Annotated in this window: 18 protein-coding genes and 2 other annotated features (1 of these 20 only partly in view); all 18 genes read left to right on the top strand. The window is 40.4% G+C overall.

The annotated features are described in order from the left end of the window. Positions 1 to 223: a binding site (T-box leader), on the top strand; it begins 2 nt to the left of the window's first position. 82 nt (positions 224 to 305) lie between these two features. The 18 genes from cysE (at position 306) to rpsL (ending at position 18,090) form a co-directional block, all read left to right on the top strand. Then, on the top strand, positions 306 to 962 hold the full coding sequence (gene cysE, locus BK575_RS27115) for a serine O-acetyltransferase (RefSeq protein ID WP_078414992.1): 657 nt from the start codon (positions 306 to 308) through the stop codon (positions 960 to 962). Then, positions 952 to 2,349, top strand: coding sequence for a cysteine--tRNA ligase (gene cysS, locus BK575_RS27120; RefSeq protein ID WP_078415050.1), 1,398 nt, complete (start codon positions 952 to 954; stop codon positions 2,347 to 2,349). Before cysE ends, cysS begins: the two co-directional genes overlap by 11 nt. A 6-nt stretch (positions 2,350 to 2,355) precedes the next feature. Beyond that, positions 2,356 to 2,775, top strand: coding sequence for a Mini-ribonuclease 3 (locus BK575_RS27125; RefSeq protein ID WP_078414993.1), 420 nt, complete (start codon positions 2,356 to 2,358; stop codon positions 2,773 to 2,775). Further along, on the top strand, positions 2,775 to 3,518 hold the full coding sequence (gene rlmB / locus BK575_RS27130; RefSeq protein ID WP_078414994.1) for a 23S rRNA (guanosine(2251)-2'-O)-methyltransferase RlmB: 744 nt from the start codon (positions 2,775 to 2,777) through the stop codon (positions 3,516 to 3,518). The genes BK575_RS27125 and rlmB overlap by 1 nt, the downstream gene beginning before the upstream one ends. Before the next feature lie 4 nt (positions 3,519 to 3,522). Continuing rightward, complete coding sequence (locus tag BK575_RS27135; protein WP_078414995.1) at positions 3,523 to 4,032, top strand: NYN domain-containing protein; 510 nt, start codon at positions 3,523 to 3,525, stop codon at positions 4,030 to 4,032. A gap of 79 nt (positions 4,033 to 4,111) precedes the next feature. Continuing rightward, positions 4,112 to 4,750 carry an RNA polymerase sporulation sigma factor SigH gene (gene sigH / locus BK575_RS27140; protein WP_078415051.1) on the top strand — a complete coding sequence of 213 codons (639 nt, stop codon included), beginning with the start codon at positions 4,112 to 4,114 and terminating at the stop codon, positions 4,748 to 4,750. A gap of 363 nt (positions 4,751 to 5,113) precedes the next feature. Then, complete coding sequence (gene rpmG / locus BK575_RS27145; RefSeq protein WP_078414996.1) at positions 5,114 to 5,263, top strand: 50S ribosomal protein L33; 150 nt, start codon at positions 5,114 to 5,116, stop codon at positions 5,261 to 5,263. Positions 5,264 to 5,321: 58 nt separating this feature from the next. Beyond that, positions 5,322 to 5,504 carry a preprotein translocase subunit SecE gene (secE, locus tag BK575_RS27150; RefSeq protein ID WP_078414997.1) on the top strand — a complete coding sequence of 61 codons (183 nt, stop codon included), beginning with the start codon at positions 5,322 to 5,324 and terminating at the stop codon, positions 5,502 to 5,504. A 163-nt stretch (positions 5,505 to 5,667) separates the two neighbouring features. After that, positions 5,668 to 6,201, top strand: coding sequence for a transcription termination/antitermination protein NusG (gene nusG, locus BK575_RS27155; protein ID WP_078414998.1), 534 nt, complete (start codon positions 5,668 to 5,670; stop codon positions 6,199 to 6,201). A 165-nt stretch (positions 6,202 to 6,366) separates the two neighbouring features. Continuing rightward, positions 6,367 to 6,792, top strand: a complete 426-nt coding sequence (rplK, locus tag BK575_RS27160) for a 50S ribosomal protein L11 (protein ID WP_028397322.1) — start codon at positions 6,367 to 6,369, stop codon at positions 6,790 to 6,792. A 108-nt stretch (positions 6,793 to 6,900) separates the two neighbouring features. Then, on the top strand, positions 6,901 to 7,602 hold the full coding sequence (gene rplA, locus BK575_RS27165) for a 50S ribosomal protein L1 (RefSeq protein ID WP_078415000.1): 702 nt from the start codon (positions 6,901 to 6,903) through the stop codon (positions 7,600 to 7,602). A gap of 60 nt (positions 7,603 to 7,662) precedes the next feature. After that, positions 7,663 to 7,800 (top strand) — a sequence feature (ribosomal protein L10 leader region). A 49-nt stretch (positions 7,801 to 7,849) separates the two neighbouring features. Then, positions 7,850 to 8,350 carry a 50S ribosomal protein L10 gene (gene rplJ / locus BK575_RS27170; RefSeq protein WP_028397320.1) on the top strand — a complete coding sequence of 167 codons (501 nt, stop codon included), beginning with the start codon at positions 7,850 to 7,852 and terminating at the stop codon, positions 8,348 to 8,350. 57 nt (positions 8,351 to 8,407) lie between these two features. Further along, a complete protein-coding gene (gene rplL / locus BK575_RS27175) occupies positions 8,408 to 8,773 on the top strand; it encodes a 50S ribosomal protein L7/L12 (RefSeq protein ID WP_078415001.1) in 366 nt (121 codons plus the stop codon). Between the two features lie 330 nt (positions 8,774 to 9,103). Then, entirely contained in the window at positions 9,104 to 9,712 is a 609-nt protein-coding gene (locus BK575_RS27180) for a class I SAM-dependent methyltransferase (protein ID WP_078415052.1), read from the top strand. Positions 9,713 to 9,958: 246 nt separating this feature from the next. Next, positions 9,959 to 13,525 (top strand): DNA-directed RNA polymerase subunit beta, encoded by a 3,567-nt coding sequence (rpoB, locus tag BK575_RS27185; RefSeq protein ID WP_078415002.1) that lies wholly within the window; start codon positions 9,959 to 9,961, stop codon positions 13,523 to 13,525. A 63-nt stretch (positions 13,526 to 13,588) separates the two neighbouring features. Next, a complete protein-coding gene (gene rpoC / locus BK575_RS27190; RefSeq protein ID WP_078415003.1) occupies positions 13,589 to 17,182 on the top strand; it encodes a DNA-directed RNA polymerase subunit beta' in 3,594 nt (1,197 codons plus the stop codon). 136 nt (positions 17,183 to 17,318) lie between these two features. Next, complete coding sequence (locus BK575_RS27195) at positions 17,319 to 17,567, top strand: 50S ribosomal protein L7ae-like protein (RefSeq protein WP_078415004.1); 249 nt, start codon at positions 17,319 to 17,321, stop codon at positions 17,565 to 17,567. 100 nt (positions 17,568 to 17,667) lie between these two features. Beyond that, entirely contained in the window at positions 17,668 to 18,090 is a 423-nt protein-coding gene (gene rpsL, locus BK575_RS27200) for a 30S ribosomal protein S12 (protein ID WP_028397314.1), read from the top strand. Positions 18,091 to 18,126: the final 36 nt, after the last annotated feature.

Below are 18,126 nucleotides of genomic sequence, written 5' to 3' on the forward strand. Positions count from 1 at the left end.
AAAAGCGTTGAGAAGGAGAAGTAAAAAGCACGACCATTGCAGAGAGAACCGCCTTAGGCTGAGAGCGGTTCATGAGTCGACCTTTTGAAATGCACCTTCGAGCCTTTTGTTGAACGAATAACCTTTTAGTAAACAAAAGCGGATTCTCTACCGTTATAAGAGCAGAGTTGAGGCTTAATAGGCCTAAACAGAGTGGAACCGCGTAAATAATTACGTCTCTGTGTCTTAGACACAGAGACGTTTTTTATTTGTTCTATGAACTATCGGTATAAACATTAAAGGTAAAAATAAGGGGGGATGGATATATGTTTAAGTCGTTAAAAGAGGATATTGAAGTAATCTTCGATCAAGACCCGGCAGCAAGAAGTTATATAGAAGTCATTTTAACGTATTCAGGTTTACATGCCATTTGGTCGCACCGGCTGGCTCATGCGCTTTTTAAAAGAAAATGGTTTTTCCTTGCCCGCGCTATCTCACAAATCAGCCGTTTCTTTACGGGAATAGAAATTCACCCGGGTGCTAAAATCGGTCGCCGCTTCTTCATTGATCATGGAATGGGAATTGTTATTGGGGAAACGTGTGAGATTGGTGATAATGTGACAGTCTATCAAGGGGTAACACTAGGCGGAACTGGGAAAGAAAAGGGGAAACGCCATCCGACAATTGAGGATAACGTATTGATTGCCACGGGTGCAAAAGTGCTCGGTTCCATAACGGTTGGAGCGAACTCTAAGATAGGAGCAGGTTCAGTTGTCCTTCATCCTGTACCGCCTAATTCTACCGTAGTCGGAATTCCGGGGAAAGTTAGAATCCAAAACGGAGTTCATGTCGGGAAAGACTTAAACCACCGAGATTTACCAGATCCAGTAGCAGATAGGTTTAAGGAATTGGAAGAAGAACTGGAAACGTTAAAACAAGAGCTCAAACAACTAAAAGAAGGGACGTATGAACATGGCCATTAAACTTTATAATACACTTACCCGTCAAAAAGAAGAGTTTCACCCGTTGGAAGAAAATAAAGTAAAAATGTATGTGTGCGGTCCAACTGTGTATAACTATATTCACATCGGAAATGCGAGACCAGCCATTGTATTTGATACCGTTCGCCGTTATTTGGAGTTTAGAGGGTATGAAGTACAATACGTATCAAATTTTACAGATGTTGATGATAAGCTCATCAAAGCGGCTAATGAGCTTGGAGAAGATGTGCCAAGCATCGCTGAGCGTTTTATTGAAGCTTATTTTGAAGATGTATCTGCGTTAGGATGCAAAAAAGCAACGGTCCATCCTCGTGTAACAGAAAACATGGATATCATCATCGATTTTATTTCCACGCTTATTGAAAAAGACTATGCTTACGAAGCGGATGGTGATGTGTATTACCGTACACGTAAATTTGAGGAGTACGGAAAGCTGTCTCACCAATCCATTGATGAGTTGCGTCTTGGCACGCGAATTGAAGTAGGGGAGAAAAAGCAGGACCCTTTAGATTTTGCGTTATGGAAAGCGGCCAAAGAAGGGGAGATTTATTGGGATAGCCCGTGGGGGAAAGGGAGACCAGGTTGGCATATCGAATGTTCCGCAATGGCTCGAAAGTACCTTGGAGATACGATTGATATTCATGCAGGAGGGCAAGATTTAGCATTCCCTCATCATGAAAATGAAATTGCCCAGTCTGAAGCTTTAACAGGAAAAACGTTTGCTAAGTATTGGCTGCATAACGGTTATATTAATATTGATAATGAAAAAATGTCAAAGTCGCTTGGAAACTTTGTTCTTGTCCATGACATTATAAAAAAGCATGCACCTCAGCTTTTACGCTTTTTTATTTTATCTGTTCATTATCGTCATCCAATCAACTATAACGATGAAATCTTGGAGAACACACGAAAAGGATTGGAACGTCTTCAAACGTCTTATATGAATTTGAAGCATCGCCTTGAAAGCTCTACTAATTTGACTGACCATGATGAGGAGTGGATCAGAAAGATTAAAGACTTAAATGAGACGTTTATTCGTGAAATGGACGATGACTTTAACACCGCGAATGCTATCGCCGTTTTATTTGATTTATCGAAACAAGCCAATCTATATTTGGTGGAAAAAAACACATCTCAAACGGTTATTCAAGCGTTTATTAGGGAATTTGAAAACTTAACAAGTGTATTAGGTTTAGATTTTGCCAAGGAAGAATTGTTAGATGAAGAAATTGAAGCTCTTATTCAGCAACGCATTGAAGCGAGAAAAAATCGTGATTTTGCGTTAGCTGATCGAATTCGAGATGAGTTGAAAGATCAAAACATCATTCTGGAAGATACAGCACAAGGAACAAGATGGAAAAGAGGATAATTGTTGATGGAGGAAAGTGTAAAGCAAATTGATGCGAAGCAGTTAAACAGTTTGGCTCTTGCTTATATGGGAGATAGTGTATTTGATGTATATGTTCGTCATCATCTTCTGGCAAGTGGAGCCATTCGCCCTAACCACCTGCACAATCAAGCAAAAAGATTTGTTTCGGCGAAAGCACAAGCGAAAGTGGTTATCATGTTAAGGGAAGAAGGCTTTTTCTCCGAAGAAGAAATAGCTGTTTTAAAGCGGGGACGCAATGCTAAATCGGGAACAGTCCCTAAAAATACGGACGTTCAAACTTATCGTTACAGTACAGCTTTTGAAGCTTTAATCGGCTATCATTACTTATTAAAAAATGAACTTCGAATGGAAGATATTATCTTTACAGCGATTCGTTTGATTGAGGAGCAGAAAGGAGGAAAATAATGCAACAGGAATATATTATCGGAAGAAATCCTGTATTAGAGGCGTTGAAGTCTGGAAGAGAAATCAATAAGATGTGGGTGGCGGAAGGAGCACAAAAGGGCTCGATTAACCAGATTGTTCAATTGGCGAAGCAAAACGGTGTATTAACCCAAGTAGTTCCAAAGAGGAAGATTGAACAGATGGTGGAAGGCAATCATCAGGGGGTTATAGCCCAGGTAGCGGCCTATGAGTATGCGGAGTTAGAAGACTTATTCAGAAAAGCTCAAGAGCGAAACGAAACTCCATTCTTTTTATTACTGGATGAAATTGAAGATCCTCATAACTTAGGATCCATCATGAGAACAGCGGATGCAGTGGGTGCACATGGAATCATCATTCCCAAGCGTAGAGCGGTCGGCTTGACGGCAACAGTTGCAAAAGCATCTACCGGTGCGATTGAGCATATTCCAGTTACAAGAGTAACCAACTTATCAAGAACCATTGATGATTTGAAAGATAAAGGATTATGGGTAGCAGGAACAGATGCAAAAGGAACAGATGATTATCGTCAACTGGACGGAACAATGCCTCTTTTATTAGTTATTGGCAGCGAAGGAAAAGGAATGAGTCGAATCATTCGTGATAAATGTGATTTTCTCGTTCGTTTGCCGATGATCGGTCAAGTTACCTCTTTAAACGCTTCAGTAGCAGCTAGTTTATTAATGTATGAGGTATTTCGTAAACGTCATCCGCTAGGTGAATGAGGAAATGAATATCCTGCTTGTTGATGGATACAACATCATTGGGGCATGGCCGGAATTACGTCGATTAAAAGATGGGGATTTACCGGCCGCCCGTGATTTGTTAATTGAAAAGATGGCTGAATACAAAGCGTATACTGGTTTTCGCGTTATTGTTGTGTTTGACGCCCACCTTGTACAAGGTATTGAGAAAAAAACGAAAGACCACACTGTTGAAGTTATTTTTACGAGAGAGAATGAAACTGCGGATGAACGAATTGAAAAGCTTGCGAAATCCTTAAATAATATCAAAACCCAAATTCATGTAGCAACTTCTGATTTTACGGAGCAATGGGCAATCTTTGGACAAGGGGCCTTGAGGAAATCTGCCCGAGAGTTGAGAAATGAGATGCTTGAAATTGAAAAAGATATTAAACAAGATGTGAAATCTATTCAAGAAAAAAAACCGACAACCCGTATTCAACTTTCTGGTAATATTGTAGAAATATTCGAAAAATGGCGCCGGGGAGAACGCTGAGACGGTTGACGCTTTAAAAAAAGCTACTGTATAATATTTCTATCTACATGCGGTCGGGGGGATTAGCGTGGGCTCTAAAATGGGGAGAAAGTCAAGCACACATTTGGATCAACAAGAGGATGAAGAAATTGTAGAATTAGTGCACAAAGGCGATAGTGATGCATTAGAATACTTAATTCATAAGTATAAAAATTTTGTGCGTGCAAAAGCAAGGTCGTACTTTCTAATTGGGGCAGATCGCGAAGATATCGTTCAAGAGGGAATGATAGGCTTATATAAAGCAATTCGTGACTTTAGAGAAGATAAGCTTACTTCCTTTAAAGCGTTTGCTGAGTTATGTATAACACGTCAAATTATTACAGCTATTAAAACGGCTACGAGACAAAAACATATTCCGTTAAACTCATATGTTTCATTGGACAAGCCAATTTACGACGAAGAATCAGATCGGACTTTAATGGATGTCATTTCAGGGGCTAAGGTAATGGACCCTGAAGAGCTTATCATCAATCAGGAAGAGTTCGATGACATTGAATTGAAAATGGCTGAGCTTTTAAGTGACTTAGAGCGAAAGGTACTAGTCCTATATTTGGACGGGCGCTCCTATCAAGAAATATCTGAAGAACTAAACAGACATGTTAAATCTATTGATAATGCTTTACAAAGAGTGAAGCGGAAGCTTGAACGATATTTGGAGTATCGAGAGATTACTTTATAGAGGATGTTCAAAAAGTCTGGGAAAAATGACCGTCGAATTTACTTGTGCAGGACGTACTGACCCGGCGTTCGCCACAGGACGTGGCGGTTCTTAGTCGGGCAGCGTCAGCTTGCTTTTCCGCTACTCGCGTATTAAAAGCATACGCTCTGTTCCTTGGAAAAGAAAATCACTTTTCCTGCGTGCGATGAAGAATCGTAAGAAGCTTTCCTTTGTGCTCAAAGCGGCGCTTCCTTGAACTTCTCGGTCCTTTTTGTCCTCCTTTTTGAACACACACTTATAGTTTCTTGTCCGCCTTATATTGACATTAAAAGAAGCTGTATGTTAACTTTTTATGGACATCATCAATATACTAGGTGGTTTAACATGCGTAAAAAAGTGATACTCGCTTGTAAAGAATGTGGCAGTCGCAATTACACAACCATGAAAAGTGACGAAAACTCTCAAGAGCGATTGGAAATAAAAAAGTTTTGCAAGGCTTGTAACAATCATACGAGTCATCGTGAGACGAAGTAGTAGAGAGTTTTATAATCAATAGATTCGGCACCCCTGTATAATTGGAGGTAACTTATTAATGAATCGTCTTGGGAAATTTTTACGTGACGTCGTACGCGAAATGAAAAGAGTAAGTTGGCCAAAGCGGAAAGAGCTGACAACTTATACGATTACGGTTTTAACAACTGTTGTTCTCATGACCATCTTTTTCGCTGCGGTTGATTTAGGCATTTCTTCTTTAATTCGACTAGTGCTTGAATAATCTAACCAAAAAGATGGTATAATAATCAGAGAATAGTTTTTATTTGAAAAGCCCGGGAACGGGTTTTTTAATTTGCCTTTTAATTTACTGCAGATAGTGAATTAAGTTAGGTGCAATCCTATTTAAAAGCGATTGGGGAGGGACGGACGGATAGTCCTCGTAAATGGAGAAAAATTGGTATGTTGTCCATACTTATTCTGGATATGAAAATAAAGTGAAAACAAATCTTGAAAAGCGTGTCGAAACGATGGCGATGCAAGATAAAATCTTTCGTGTAGTTGTCCCGGAAGAAGAAGAAAAGGAAATTAAGAATAATAAAACAAAAGTAACAAAGAAAAAGGTGTTCCCTGGTTATGTACTGGTAGAATTGATCATGACAGATGATTCTTGGTATGTTGTGAGAAATACACCTGGAGTAACAGGGTTTGTCGGTTCAAGCGGTTCGGGATCTAAACCAACGCCACTTTTGCCTGACGAAGTAACTATGATTCTAAAGCGAATGGGTATGGATGAAGAATATGCAGAATTTGACTTTGAATTAAATGAAACGGTTATGGTGAAGGAAGGACCGTTCGCTAATTTTGAAGGAGCCATCGAAGAAATTGATATGGACAAGCGTAAAATTAAAGTTCTTGTGAATATGTTTGGACGTGAAACACCAGTGGAATTAGATTTTGATCAAATTGATAAAATATAATTCCAAAAAACTTGCATTTATTGAAGATTGATGATAATATTTCATAAGTCAGTATGTCTCAATAAAAGAGACTTATAACACAAATTCCTTATTTGATATAAAGGAACATTTGAGTGGGAGGGTATCACCCTATTACCACATCACGGACTTAAGGAGGTGTGTCTCGTGGCTAAAAAAGTAATTAAAATGGTTAAATTGCAAATCCCTGCTGGTAAAGCTAACCCAGCACCGCCGGTTGGTCCAGCATTGGGTCAAGCAGGTGTAAACATCATGGGATTCTGTAAAGAATTTAACGCTCGCACAGCTGACCAAGCTGGTTTAATTATCCCTGTTGAAATTACGGTATTTGAGGACCGTTCATTTACATTTATTACGAAAACTCCTCCTGCTGCTGTATTGCTTAAGAAAGCAGCTGGTATCGAGTCTGGTTCTGGCGAACCGAACCGTAATAAAGTTGCAACAGTCAAGCGTGATAAAGTACGTGAGATTGCTGAAACAAAAATGCCTGACCTTAATGCTGCTAGCGTAGAAGCTGCTATGCGCATGGTTGAAGGTACAGCGCGCAGCATGGGTATTGTTATCGAAGACTAATCCCGTGTTCGAACAGGTTGTTGAAGGTTGCGAGTAGGAAATATCCAATTCGCAACCTTTATTCGTGGGAGGTTATTCCGCTAAAACCACATAAGGAGGAAATTAACAATGGCTAAAAGAGGTAAAAAGTACGTAGAAGCTGCTAAATTAGTAGACCGTACACAAGCTTACGCGGTAGCTGAAGCTATCGAGTTAGTAAAGAAAACAAACAATGCGAAATTTGATGCAACAGTAGAAGTTGCTTTCCGTTTAGGAGTAGATCCTAAGAAAGCGGATCAACAAATTCGCGGCGCAGTTGTATTACCGCATGGTACTGGTAAAGTGCAACGCGTATTAGTATTTGCAAAAGGCGAAAAAGCGAAAGAAGCAGAAGCAGCAGGAGCTGACTACGTTGGTGATGCAGACTACATCAACAAGATCCAACAAGGTTGGTTTGAATTTGATGTAATCGTAGCTACACCTGATATGATGGGTGAAGTTGGTAAATTAGGTCGCGTATTAGGACCTAAAGGTTTAATGCCAAACCCTAAAACTGGTACAGTTACATTTGATGTGACAAAAGCTGTTAACGAAATCAAAGCTGGTAAAGTTGAATACCGCGTTGATAAAGCTGGTAACATCCATGTGCCAATCGGAAAAGTTTCTTTCGATAACGAAAAATTAATCGAAAACTTCGCAACAATTCACGAAACAATGTTAAAGGTGAAACCATCAGCTGCTAAAGGTACTTATATGAAAAACGTATCAGTAACTTCTACGATGGGCCCTGGTATCAAAGTTGATCCAGCAACATTTGCTGCGAAGAACTAATTTAAAGTAGAATTTTCCATTTGACTTAAAGTGAGTCATTTATTATAATAGATTTTGTTGTTAAAAAAATCATTTGTACCGTAGACAGTAGGTGCCTTAATGGCTTAATTTCCTGCCGAGGTGTATTATAAAAGCATTTGTGTGTTTTGTGTGCTTATAATACCTCCATGTCTGCCATGGGGGTATTTGTCTGCATTACACCTTGTTGATACGAGTGTACGGAACGAAATCTACAGGAGGTGTAACAATGAGCAAAGCAGTTGAAGCTAAAAAACAAGTAGTATCTGAAATCGCTTCTAAATTACGTGAAAGCAAATCGACAGTTGTTGTTGACTACCGTGGTTTAACAGTTGCGCAAGTAACTGAACTTCGTAAAACTTTACGTGAAGCTGGTGTTGAGTTCAAAGTATACAAAAACACTTTAACTCGTCGTGCGGCTGAAGAAGCTGAATTAGCTGGTTTAAACGAATACCTAACAGGTCCGAATGCAATTGCCTTCAGTACTGAAGATGTAATCGCTCCTGCGAAAGTGTTAAACGACTTCGCTAAAAAGAATGAAGCTCTAGAAATTAAAGCTGGTGTTATCGAAGGAAACATCGCGTCTGTTGAAGAAGTTAAAGCTCTTGCTGAACTTCCATCTCGCGAAGGTTTACTTTCTATGTTGCTTAGCGTTCTTCAAGCTCCAATCCGCAACCTTGCACTTGCTGCAAAAGCTGTTGCTGATCAAAAAGAAGAGCAAGGCGCTTAATTTAAACATTAATCTTGTTTTAATAATATGAAAAGCAAAAATAAGGAGGATATTAAAATGACTAAAGAACAAATCATTGAAGCGGTTAAAAATATGACTGTTTTAGAACTTAACGACTTAGTAAAAGCTATCGAAGAAGAGTTTGGTGTAACTGCGGCTGCTCCTGTAGCTGTTATGGGTGGCGCTGCTGGTGGCGACGCTGCTGCTGAGCAAACTGAATTTGAAGTAGTACTTGCTAGCGCTGGTGCTCAAAAAATCAAAGTTATCAAAGTTGTACGTGAAATCACTGGTCTTGGCTTGAAAGAAGCTAAAGAATTAGTTGACAACACTCCAAAAGCTCTTAAAGAAGGCGTTTCTAAAGAAGAAGCTGAAGAAATGAAAGCTAAACTTGAAGAAGTAGGCGCTTCTGTAGAAGTTAAGTAATTTCCTTTAGTACCTTGAAAAGCTCGCTTAATATAAGCGGGCTTTTTTGATTTTATGTGTAATGGGCTTTATACTAAAAATAGGAAGGTTAGCTCTAAAGAAGTTGTTCGAAAGGCCGTGGAAAAACAGTGCTCAAATTTTTTCCAGATGAATTGAATGTTGCTCGTGTATGAGGTATTTATCAGCATTGGTTTTAATGGAAAAGAAGAACGACTTTCTTGTGTGTGACGAGGAATCATAAGAAATTCTCTTTGTACTCGAAATTGCGCTTTTTGAACTTCTTGATCCTTTTTACACATACTTAAATAGAATGGAAGGAGGATGGTCGCTTTGACAGAACATTATTATTCTCATCAACCGTCTGTGGCAAGTGATCGTCAAACTTGGGATTTCATGCTCCGTGGAAACAAACTATTATTTACAACTGACCAAGGAGTCTTTTCGAAAAAAGAAGTAGACTTCGGTTCAAGAGTATTAATTGAAGCTTTTGTTTTTCCTGAAATACAAGGTGCAATTTTGGATGTGGGTTGTGGATACGGACCAATTGGTTTGTCCTTGGCAAAAGAGCGTTCTTCTGTTCAGGTGAATATGATTGATGTAAATGAAAGAGCCATTGAGTTAGCTAGGTTGAATGCGCAAAAAAACAACATCGCGAATGTACACATCTTTAAAAGTGATTGTTATGATGCTCTGAAGGTAGATGATCAATACGCGGCTATCTTAACGAACCCTCCTATTCGAGCGGGCAAAAAAGTGGTTCACGCTATTTTAGAGGGAGCTGTGCAGCACTTGTTGCCAAAAGGTGAATTATGGGTTGTTATTCAAAAGAAGCAGGGCGCTCCTTCTGCCCTAGAGAAAATGGAAAGTTTGTTTGGGGAAGTAGAAGTCGTAGAAAAGAAAAAAGGTTATTATATAATACGTGCGAAAAAGGTTGACTAGCAAAAGTCGTTGTGGTAGTATTATAAAATGCCAATATGTCATTATTCTATATAGCCTTTTATTGTACATAAAATGTATAAATTTGGTTTGTATGGGAATGCTAATAAAATCAATAGTTCGTTTTTAGAAAGTTGTGGTTTCCTATTTAAAGAAGCCATTTTTCTTTTGTTTAATAATAAACATTTTTATGTTTATTGGCAATGTTTAATTTTTTACCAATAACGCTTTATTTGAGGGGTGAATGAGTTGACAGGTCAACTAGTTCAGTATGGACGCCACCGCCAACGAAGAAGTTATGCTCGTATCAGCGAGGTATTAGAATTACCAAACCTTATTGAAATTCAAACCTCTTCATATCAATGGTTTCTTGATGAGGGTCTTAGAGAAATGTTCCAGGATATTTCTCCAATTGAAGACTTTACTGGAAATTTATCACTTGAATTCATTGATTACAGCTTAGGCGAACCAAAATATTCTGTAGAAGAATCAAAAGAGCGAGATGTAACGTATGCAGCACCTCTTCGTGTGAAAGTGCGCTTGATCAATAAAGAAACAGGGGAAGTAAAAGACCAAGATGTATTCATGGGTGACTTCCCGCTTATGACAGAAACAGGTACGTTTGTCATTAATGGTGCTGAACGTGTTATTGTTTCTCAGTTAGTTCGCTCACCAAGTGTGTATTACAGTGGGAAAATTGATAAAAACGGTAAAAGAGGCTATACAGCTACTGTCATTCCAAACCGTGGTGCATGGTTAGAATATGAAACAGACGCTAAAGATGTTGTGTACGTTCGTATCGATCGTACTCGAAAGCTTCCGGTTACCGTGTTGCTCCGTGCTCTTGGCTTCGGGTCTGATCAAGAAATCATCGATTTGCTTGGTGATAATGAGTATTTACGCAACACTCTTGAAAAAGACAACACAGAAAGTACAGAAAAAGCGTTATTAGAAATTTATGAGCGTTTACGTCCTGGTGAACCACCAACTGTGGAAAACGCAAAGACGCTTTTAGTGTCTCGTTTCTTTGATCCAAAACGCTATGACTTAGCGAATGTAGGTCGTTATAAAATTAATAAAAAGCTTCATATTAAACATCGTCTATTTAATCAACGTTTAGCGGAAACGCTAGTTGATCCGGAGACAGGCGAAATTATTGCGGAAAAAGGTACGATGATTGATCGCCGTACATTAGACCGTATCTTGCCGATGATTGAAAGTGGTATAAACTTTAAAACTTTCAATCCGGTAAGTGGTGTAATAGAAGAAGATATTACACTTCAATCCATCAAAATCTATGCTCCAAATGATCCGGATGGGGAAAAGGTTATTAATGTCCTAGGTAATGCTTATGTAGTAGAAGAAGTAAAGAATATTACACCAGCTGACATTTTAGCATCTATCAGCTACTTCTTTAACTTATTGCATCACGTAGGGGATACAGATGACATCGATCATTTAGGTAACCGCCGTTTGCGTTCTGTTGGAGAGTTATTACAAAACCAGTTCCGTATCGGTTTATCTCGTATGGAACGTGTAGTGCGTGAAAGAATGTCTATTCAAGACACAAACACGATTACACCACAGCAATTGATTAATATTCGTCCGGTTATTGCGGCAATAAAAGAGTTCTTCGGAAGTTCTCAGTTGTCACAGTTCATGGATCAAACGAACCCATTAGCGGAGTTAACGCATAAACGTCGTTTATCTGCATTAGGTCCTGGTGGTTTGACTCGTGAGCGTGCTGGATTCGAAGTTCGTGACGTTCACTACTCTCACTATGGGCGTATGTGTCCGATTGAGACTCCGGAGGGTCCAAACATCGGATTGATTAACTCGTTATCTTCATTCGCAAAAGTAAACAAGTTTGGCTTCATTGAAACGCCTTACCGCCGTGTTGATCCAGATACAGGGAAAATCACATCGCGTATTGATTACTTAACGGCAGATGAAGAGGACAATTATGTAGTGGCACAGGCGAATGCACGTTTAGACGAAGATGGGTCATTCTTAGACGAGAACATTGTTGCTCGTTTCCGTGGTGAAAACACCGTAGTCAGACGTGACCGTGTCGATTACATGGACGTATCTCCTAAACAGGTTGTATCTGCTGCGACAGCGTGTATCCCATTCTTAGAAAATGATGATTCAAACCGTGCATTAATGGGGGCGAACATGCAACGTCAGGCAGTTCCGTTATTAAAACCTGAAGCTCCAATCGTTGGTACAGGTATGGAATATGTATCAGCAAAAGACTCAGGCGCGGCTGTCATTTGTAAGCATCCAGGTATTGTTGAGCGGGTTGAAGCAAAACAAGTCTGGGTTAGACGCTATGAAGAAGTAGACGGTCAAAGAGTTAAAGGTAATCTTGATAAATATAATTTATTGAAATTTATCCGTTCAAACCAAGGTACTTGCTACAACCAACGTCCAATTGTGGCTGTTGGAAACGAAGTGGTAAAAGGTGAAATCTTAGCTGATGGGCCATCCATGGAGTTAGGAGAATTAGCTTTAGGACGCAACGTACTTGTTGGATTCATGACTTGGGACGGATACAACTACGAGGATGCTATCATCATGAGCGAGCGTCTCGTGAAAGATGATGTATATACTTCTGTTCATATTGAAGAATATGAATCCGAATCTCGTGATACGAAGTTAGGACCAGAAGAGATTACACGCGATATCCCGAACGTAGGGGAAGATGCACTGCGTAATCTGGATGAGCGCGGAATTATTCGTATTGGTGCAGAAGTAAAAGATGGCGATCTCTTGGTAGGGAAAGTAACGCCTAAAGGTGTGACTGAACTGACAGCTGAAGAACGTCTATTACATGCTATCTTTGGTGAAAAAGCTCGAGAAGTTCGTGATACATCTCTCCGTGTACCTCATGGCGGAGGTGGAATTATTCTTGATGTCAAAGTCTTCAACCGCGAAGACGGCGATGAGCTGCCACCAGGTGTGAACCAATTGGTTCGCGTGTACATCGTACAAAAACGTAAAATTTCCGAAGGTGACAAGATGGCGGGTCGCCATGGTAACAAAGGGGTTATCTCACGTATTTTACCTGAAGAAGACATGCCTTACTTACCAGACGGCACCCCTATTGATATCATGTTAAACCCACTAGGGGTACCTTCACGTATGAATATCGGGCAAGTTTTGGAATTACACTTAGGTATGGCTGCCCGTAAGTTAGGTATTCATGTAGCATCTTCTGTATTCGATGGTGCTCGTGAAGAAGATGTATGGTCAACGATTGAAGAAGCGGGGATGTCTCGTGACGCGAAAACCGTTCTTTATGATGGACGTACAGGCGAACCGTTCGACAACCGTGTATCTGTTGGTGTTATGTATATGATTAAATTGGCGCATATGGTTGACGACAAACTTCACGCTCGTTCAACAGGACCTTACTCGTTAGTAACGCAACAGCCGCTTGGAGGTAAAGCTCAATTCGGAGGTCAGCGTTTCGGTGAGATGGAGGTATGGGCACTTGAAGCATATGGTGCTGCTTATACACTTCAAGAAATTTTAACGGTTAAATCTGATGACGTTGTAGGACGTGTGAAAACATACGAAGCAATCGTTAAAGGTGAAAACGTTCCTGAACCGGGCATCCCTGAGTCATTCAAAGTATTGATTAAAGAGCTTCAAAGTTTAGGTATGGATGTTAAGATGCTATCGAGCGACGAAGAAGAAATCGAGATTTCAGATATTGATGATGACCATGATCAACCAAGTGATAACATCATGATGGATTCTGAAAGAGAGCCTGTTGCAGAAGAGCAAAAAGCTCCTGTCATTAAAGAGTAATTTACGCCAAGCGTTTTAACTATATAAGGGAAAAACCTGGAGACTAAAAGGGAGGTAGGCCCCTTGCTAGATGTAAATAACTTTGAGTATATGAAAATTGGTCTTGCTTCACCTGATAAAATCCGCTCTTGGTCTTACGGCGAGGTTAAGAAGCCTGAAACGATTAACTATCGTACGTTGAAGCCAGAAAAAGATGGATTGTTCTGTGAGCGCATTTTCGGCCCAACAAAAGATTGGGAATGTCATTGTGGTAAATACAAACGTGTACGTTATAAAGGTGTCGTATGTGACCGTTGCGGCGTGGAAGTGACGCGTGCAAAAGTACGTCGTGAGCGTATGGGGCACATCGAGTTAGCTGCACCTGTCTCTCATATTTGGTATTTTAAAGGTATCCCTAGCCGTATGGGGCTTGTCTTAGACATGTCCCCTCGCGCGCTAGAGGAAATTATTTATTTTGCATCTTATGTAGTGACAGATACAGGTGATACACCGCTTGAAAAGAAACAGCTGCTTTCTGAAAAAGAATTCCGCGCTTATCGCGAAAAATACGGTCAAACATTCCAAGCTTCCATGGGAGCTGAGGCTGTTAAGAAACTTTTACAGGATATCGATCTTGAAAAAGAAGTAGATATGTTGAAAGAAGAACTAAAAACAGCTCAAGGACAACGCCGTACTCGTGCAATCAAGCGTTTAGAAGTACTGGAAGCATTCCGTAACTCTGGAAACGAGCCTTCTTGGATGATTCTAGATGTGTTACCGGTTATTCCTCCTGAACTGCGCCCAATGGTGCAGCTTGACGGCGGACGCTTTGCAACTTCTGATTTGAATGACTTATACCGTCGTGTTATCAACCGTAACAATCGATTAAAACGTCTTCTTGACCTTGGCGCACCAAGCATTATCGTTCAAAACGAAAAGCGCATGCTCCAAGAGGCAGTAGATGCTTTAATTGACAATGGCCGTCGCGGTCGTCCGGTTACAGGTCCTGGTAACCGTCCATTAAAATCACTTTCTCACATGCTGAAAGGTAAACAAGGACGCTTCCGTCAAAACCTTTTAGGTAAACGCGTTGACTACTCCGGCCGTTCGGTTATCGTTGTAGGTCCGAACTTAAAGATGTACCAATGCGGCTTACCAAAAGAGATGGCTTTAGAGCTATTTAAACCTTTTGTGATGAAAGAGCTGGTTGAACGTGGTTTAGCACACAACATCAAGAGTGCAAAACGCAAAATTGAACGTGTTCAGCCCGAAGTGTGGGATGTTCTGGAATCCGTGATTAGAGAACACCCAGTATTACTTAACCGCGCACCAACTCTTCACAGACTAGGTATTCAAGCATTTGAACCTACTCTTGTAGAAGGACGCGCAATTCGTTTGCATCCATTAGTATGTACGGCGTATAATGCAGACTTTGATGGAGACCAAATGGCGGTTCACGTACCGCTTTCTTCAGAAGCGCAAGCAGAAGCGCGTCTTTTAATGCTGGCTGCTCAAAACATCCTGAATCCTAAAGACGGGAAACCGGTTGTTACTCCTTCACAGGATATGGTATTAGGTAACTACTACTTAACATTAGAGCGTGAAGGTGCAGTTGGAGAAGGTATGGTCTTCAATGATACAAATGAAGCATTACTCGCATACCAAAATGGCTATGTGCATTTACACACACGTGTAGCTGTATATGCAGGATCTCTTAACAACGAAACATTTACTGAAGAACAAAATCAGCAATTATTAGTGACAACAGTAGGTAAATTAGTCTTTAACGAGATTTTACCGAAGTCGTTCCCATATATTAATGAGCCGACGAAACTGAACCTTGAAGTGAAAACACCTGAAAAATATTTCGTGGATAAAGGTGCGGATGTAAAAGAGTTCATTAAGAACCAACCAATCATCGACCCGTTCAAGAAGAAAATTTTGGGGAATATCATTGCGGAAGTGTTCACACGCTTTAAAATCACAGAAACATCAAAAATGCTTGACCGCATGAAAGACTTAGGATTCAAATATTCTACTAAAGCCGGTATTACCGTTGGTGTAGCTGACATCGTGGTTTTAGGAGAGAAAGAAAAAATCCTAAAAGATGCTCAGGTTAAAGTAGATAATGTGTTGAAGCAATTTAGACGTGGTTTGATTACAGAAGATGAGCGCTATGATCGTGTTATCGCGATTTGGAGTGCGGCGAAAGATGTTATTCAAGGTAAATTAATGGAATCCCTAGATCCCCGCAACCCGATCTTCATGATGAGTGATTCAGGTGCCCGTGGTAACGCATCAAACTTTACTCAGCTTGCAGGTATGCGCGGACTTATGGCCAACCCGGCTGGTCGGATCATCGAATTACCAATTAAATCGAGTTTCCGTGAAGGTTTAACGGTATTAGAGTACTTCATCTCTACACATGGTGCGCGTAAAGGACTTGCTGATACAGCCCTTAAAACAGCTGACTCGGGTTATCTTACACGCCGTCTAGTAGATGTTGCCCAAGATGTTATCATTCGTGAAGACGACTGTGGAACTGACCGCGGCCTTCTTGTAGCCTCATTAAAAGATGGTACGGAAATCATTGAACATCTGGAAGAACGTTTAATTGGTCGTTATGCAAGAAAATCAGTTCGAAACCCAGAAACGAACGAAATCATCGTTGGAGAAAATGACCTGATTACGGAAGATACGGCTAAAGTGATCGTAGATGCTGGAGTGGAAGAGGTATGGCTTCGTTCTGCCTTTACATGTAACACGCGTCACGGTGTATGTAAAAAATGTTACGGCCGTAACTTGGCAACTGGTGCAGAAGTTGAAGTGGGTGAAGCTGTTGGTATCATCGCTGCCCAATCAATCGGGGAGCCAGGTACACAGTTAACGATGCGTACATTCCATACTGGTGGAGTTGCTGGAGACGATATTACTCAAGGTTTACCTCGTATCCAAGAATTGTTTGAAGCACGTAACCCGAAAGGTCAAGCTGTTATTTCTGAAATTGCAGGTACAGTGACGGCTATTAACGAGGGGCGTGATCGTCAGCATGAAATCGTGGTACAAGGTGATATTGAGTCCCGTACCTATACAGCTCCTTACAGCGCAAGACTTAAAGTAGCTGAAGGGCAAAAGGTTCTGGGTGGTCAAGAGCTAACAGAAGGTTCAATTGATCCGAAGGAATTATTAAAAGTTAAAGATATCACGTCTGTTCAAGAGTACTTGCTGCGTGAAGTACAAAAAGTATACCGTATGCAAGGGGTAGAAATTGGTGACAAGCACGTTGAAGTTATGGTACGTCAAATGTTGCGTAAAGTACGTGTGATGGATGCAGGAGATACAGATGTATTACCTGGTTCTCTATTAGACATTCACCAATTTACTGATGCCAATGAAAAAGTTTTACTGGAAGGAGGACGTCCTGCTACAGGTCGCCCGGTTCTTCTTGGTATTACAAAAGCATCACTCGAAACAGATTCCTTCTTGTCAGCAGCGTCCTTCCAGGAAACAACTCGTGTTCTTACGGATGCAGCGATTAAAGGAAAACGCGATGAATTATTAGGTTTGAAAGAGAATGTTATTATCGGTAAGCTTGTTCCGGCTGGAACAGGTATGAGCCGTTACCGTTCGGCAGATCCGGTGCCTAAACACTCTGAAGAACCTGTAACAATCGACTAAACCAAGAAATTTTTTCTTTCAGCATTCTTTTTGAATGGATGTCACAAAAAATGTTTTTTAATGTTGACATCCATTCAGGAGAGTGTTACTATTACAAAGGTGCTCCTATAAGCCACCTGTTACTTTGGAGGATATCATGTCTTATGAAAAAGTATCACAGGCTAAAGAAGTGATTGTAGGAACAAAGCAAACAGTCAAGGCTCTTAAAAATGGAAGAGTAAAAGAAGTGTTTGTAGCAAAGGACGCGAACCTTGAGATTATTCAAAAAGTGATCCAGGCAGCTACCGAACTTCAAACTCCGATTTGTTATGTAGACTCTATGAAAAAGCTTGGCAAAGCTTGTAATATAGAAGTTGGAGCTTCTGCTGTTGCAATAATTAGTTAACATGTTTTTGAACTGTATTAGTTTCAAAAACTTTGTTTTTTGTGAAAAAATGAACCACCTGGGTATGTGGTCTTAAAAAAGTGTGAAGGGAGGAACAGAAATGCCTACTATTAACCAATTAGTGCGCAAGGGTCGCGAAAGTAAAGTAGAAAAATCAAAATCTCCTGCGTTAAACAAAGGTTACAACAGCTTCAAAAAAGCACAAACTAACGTAATGTCTCCACAAAAGCGTGGTGTTTGTACGCGTGTGGGTACTATGACACCTAAGAAGCCGAACTCAGCGCTTCGTAAATATGCTCGTGTACGCTTAACTAACGGTATTGAGGTAACAGCTTACATCCCTGGTATCGGTCATAATTTACAAGAACACAGCGTAGTATTAATTCGCGGTGGACGTGTAAAAGACTTACCTGGGGTACGTTACCACATCGTTCGCGGTGCGCTTGACACAGCAGGTGTTAACAACCGTATGCAAGGCCGTTCTAAATATGGTACTAAGAGACCTAAAGCACCGAAAAAATAATAAAAGCAAAATATAATATGCAATACGAAAGGAGGA

Origin of the sequence: Priestia abyssalis (genome assembly GCF_002019595.1) — a bacterium.
In the GTDB taxonomy this organism is placed as follows: domain Bacteria; phylum Bacillota; class Bacilli; order Bacillales; family Bacillaceae_H; genus Bacillus_BA; species Bacillus_BA abyssalis.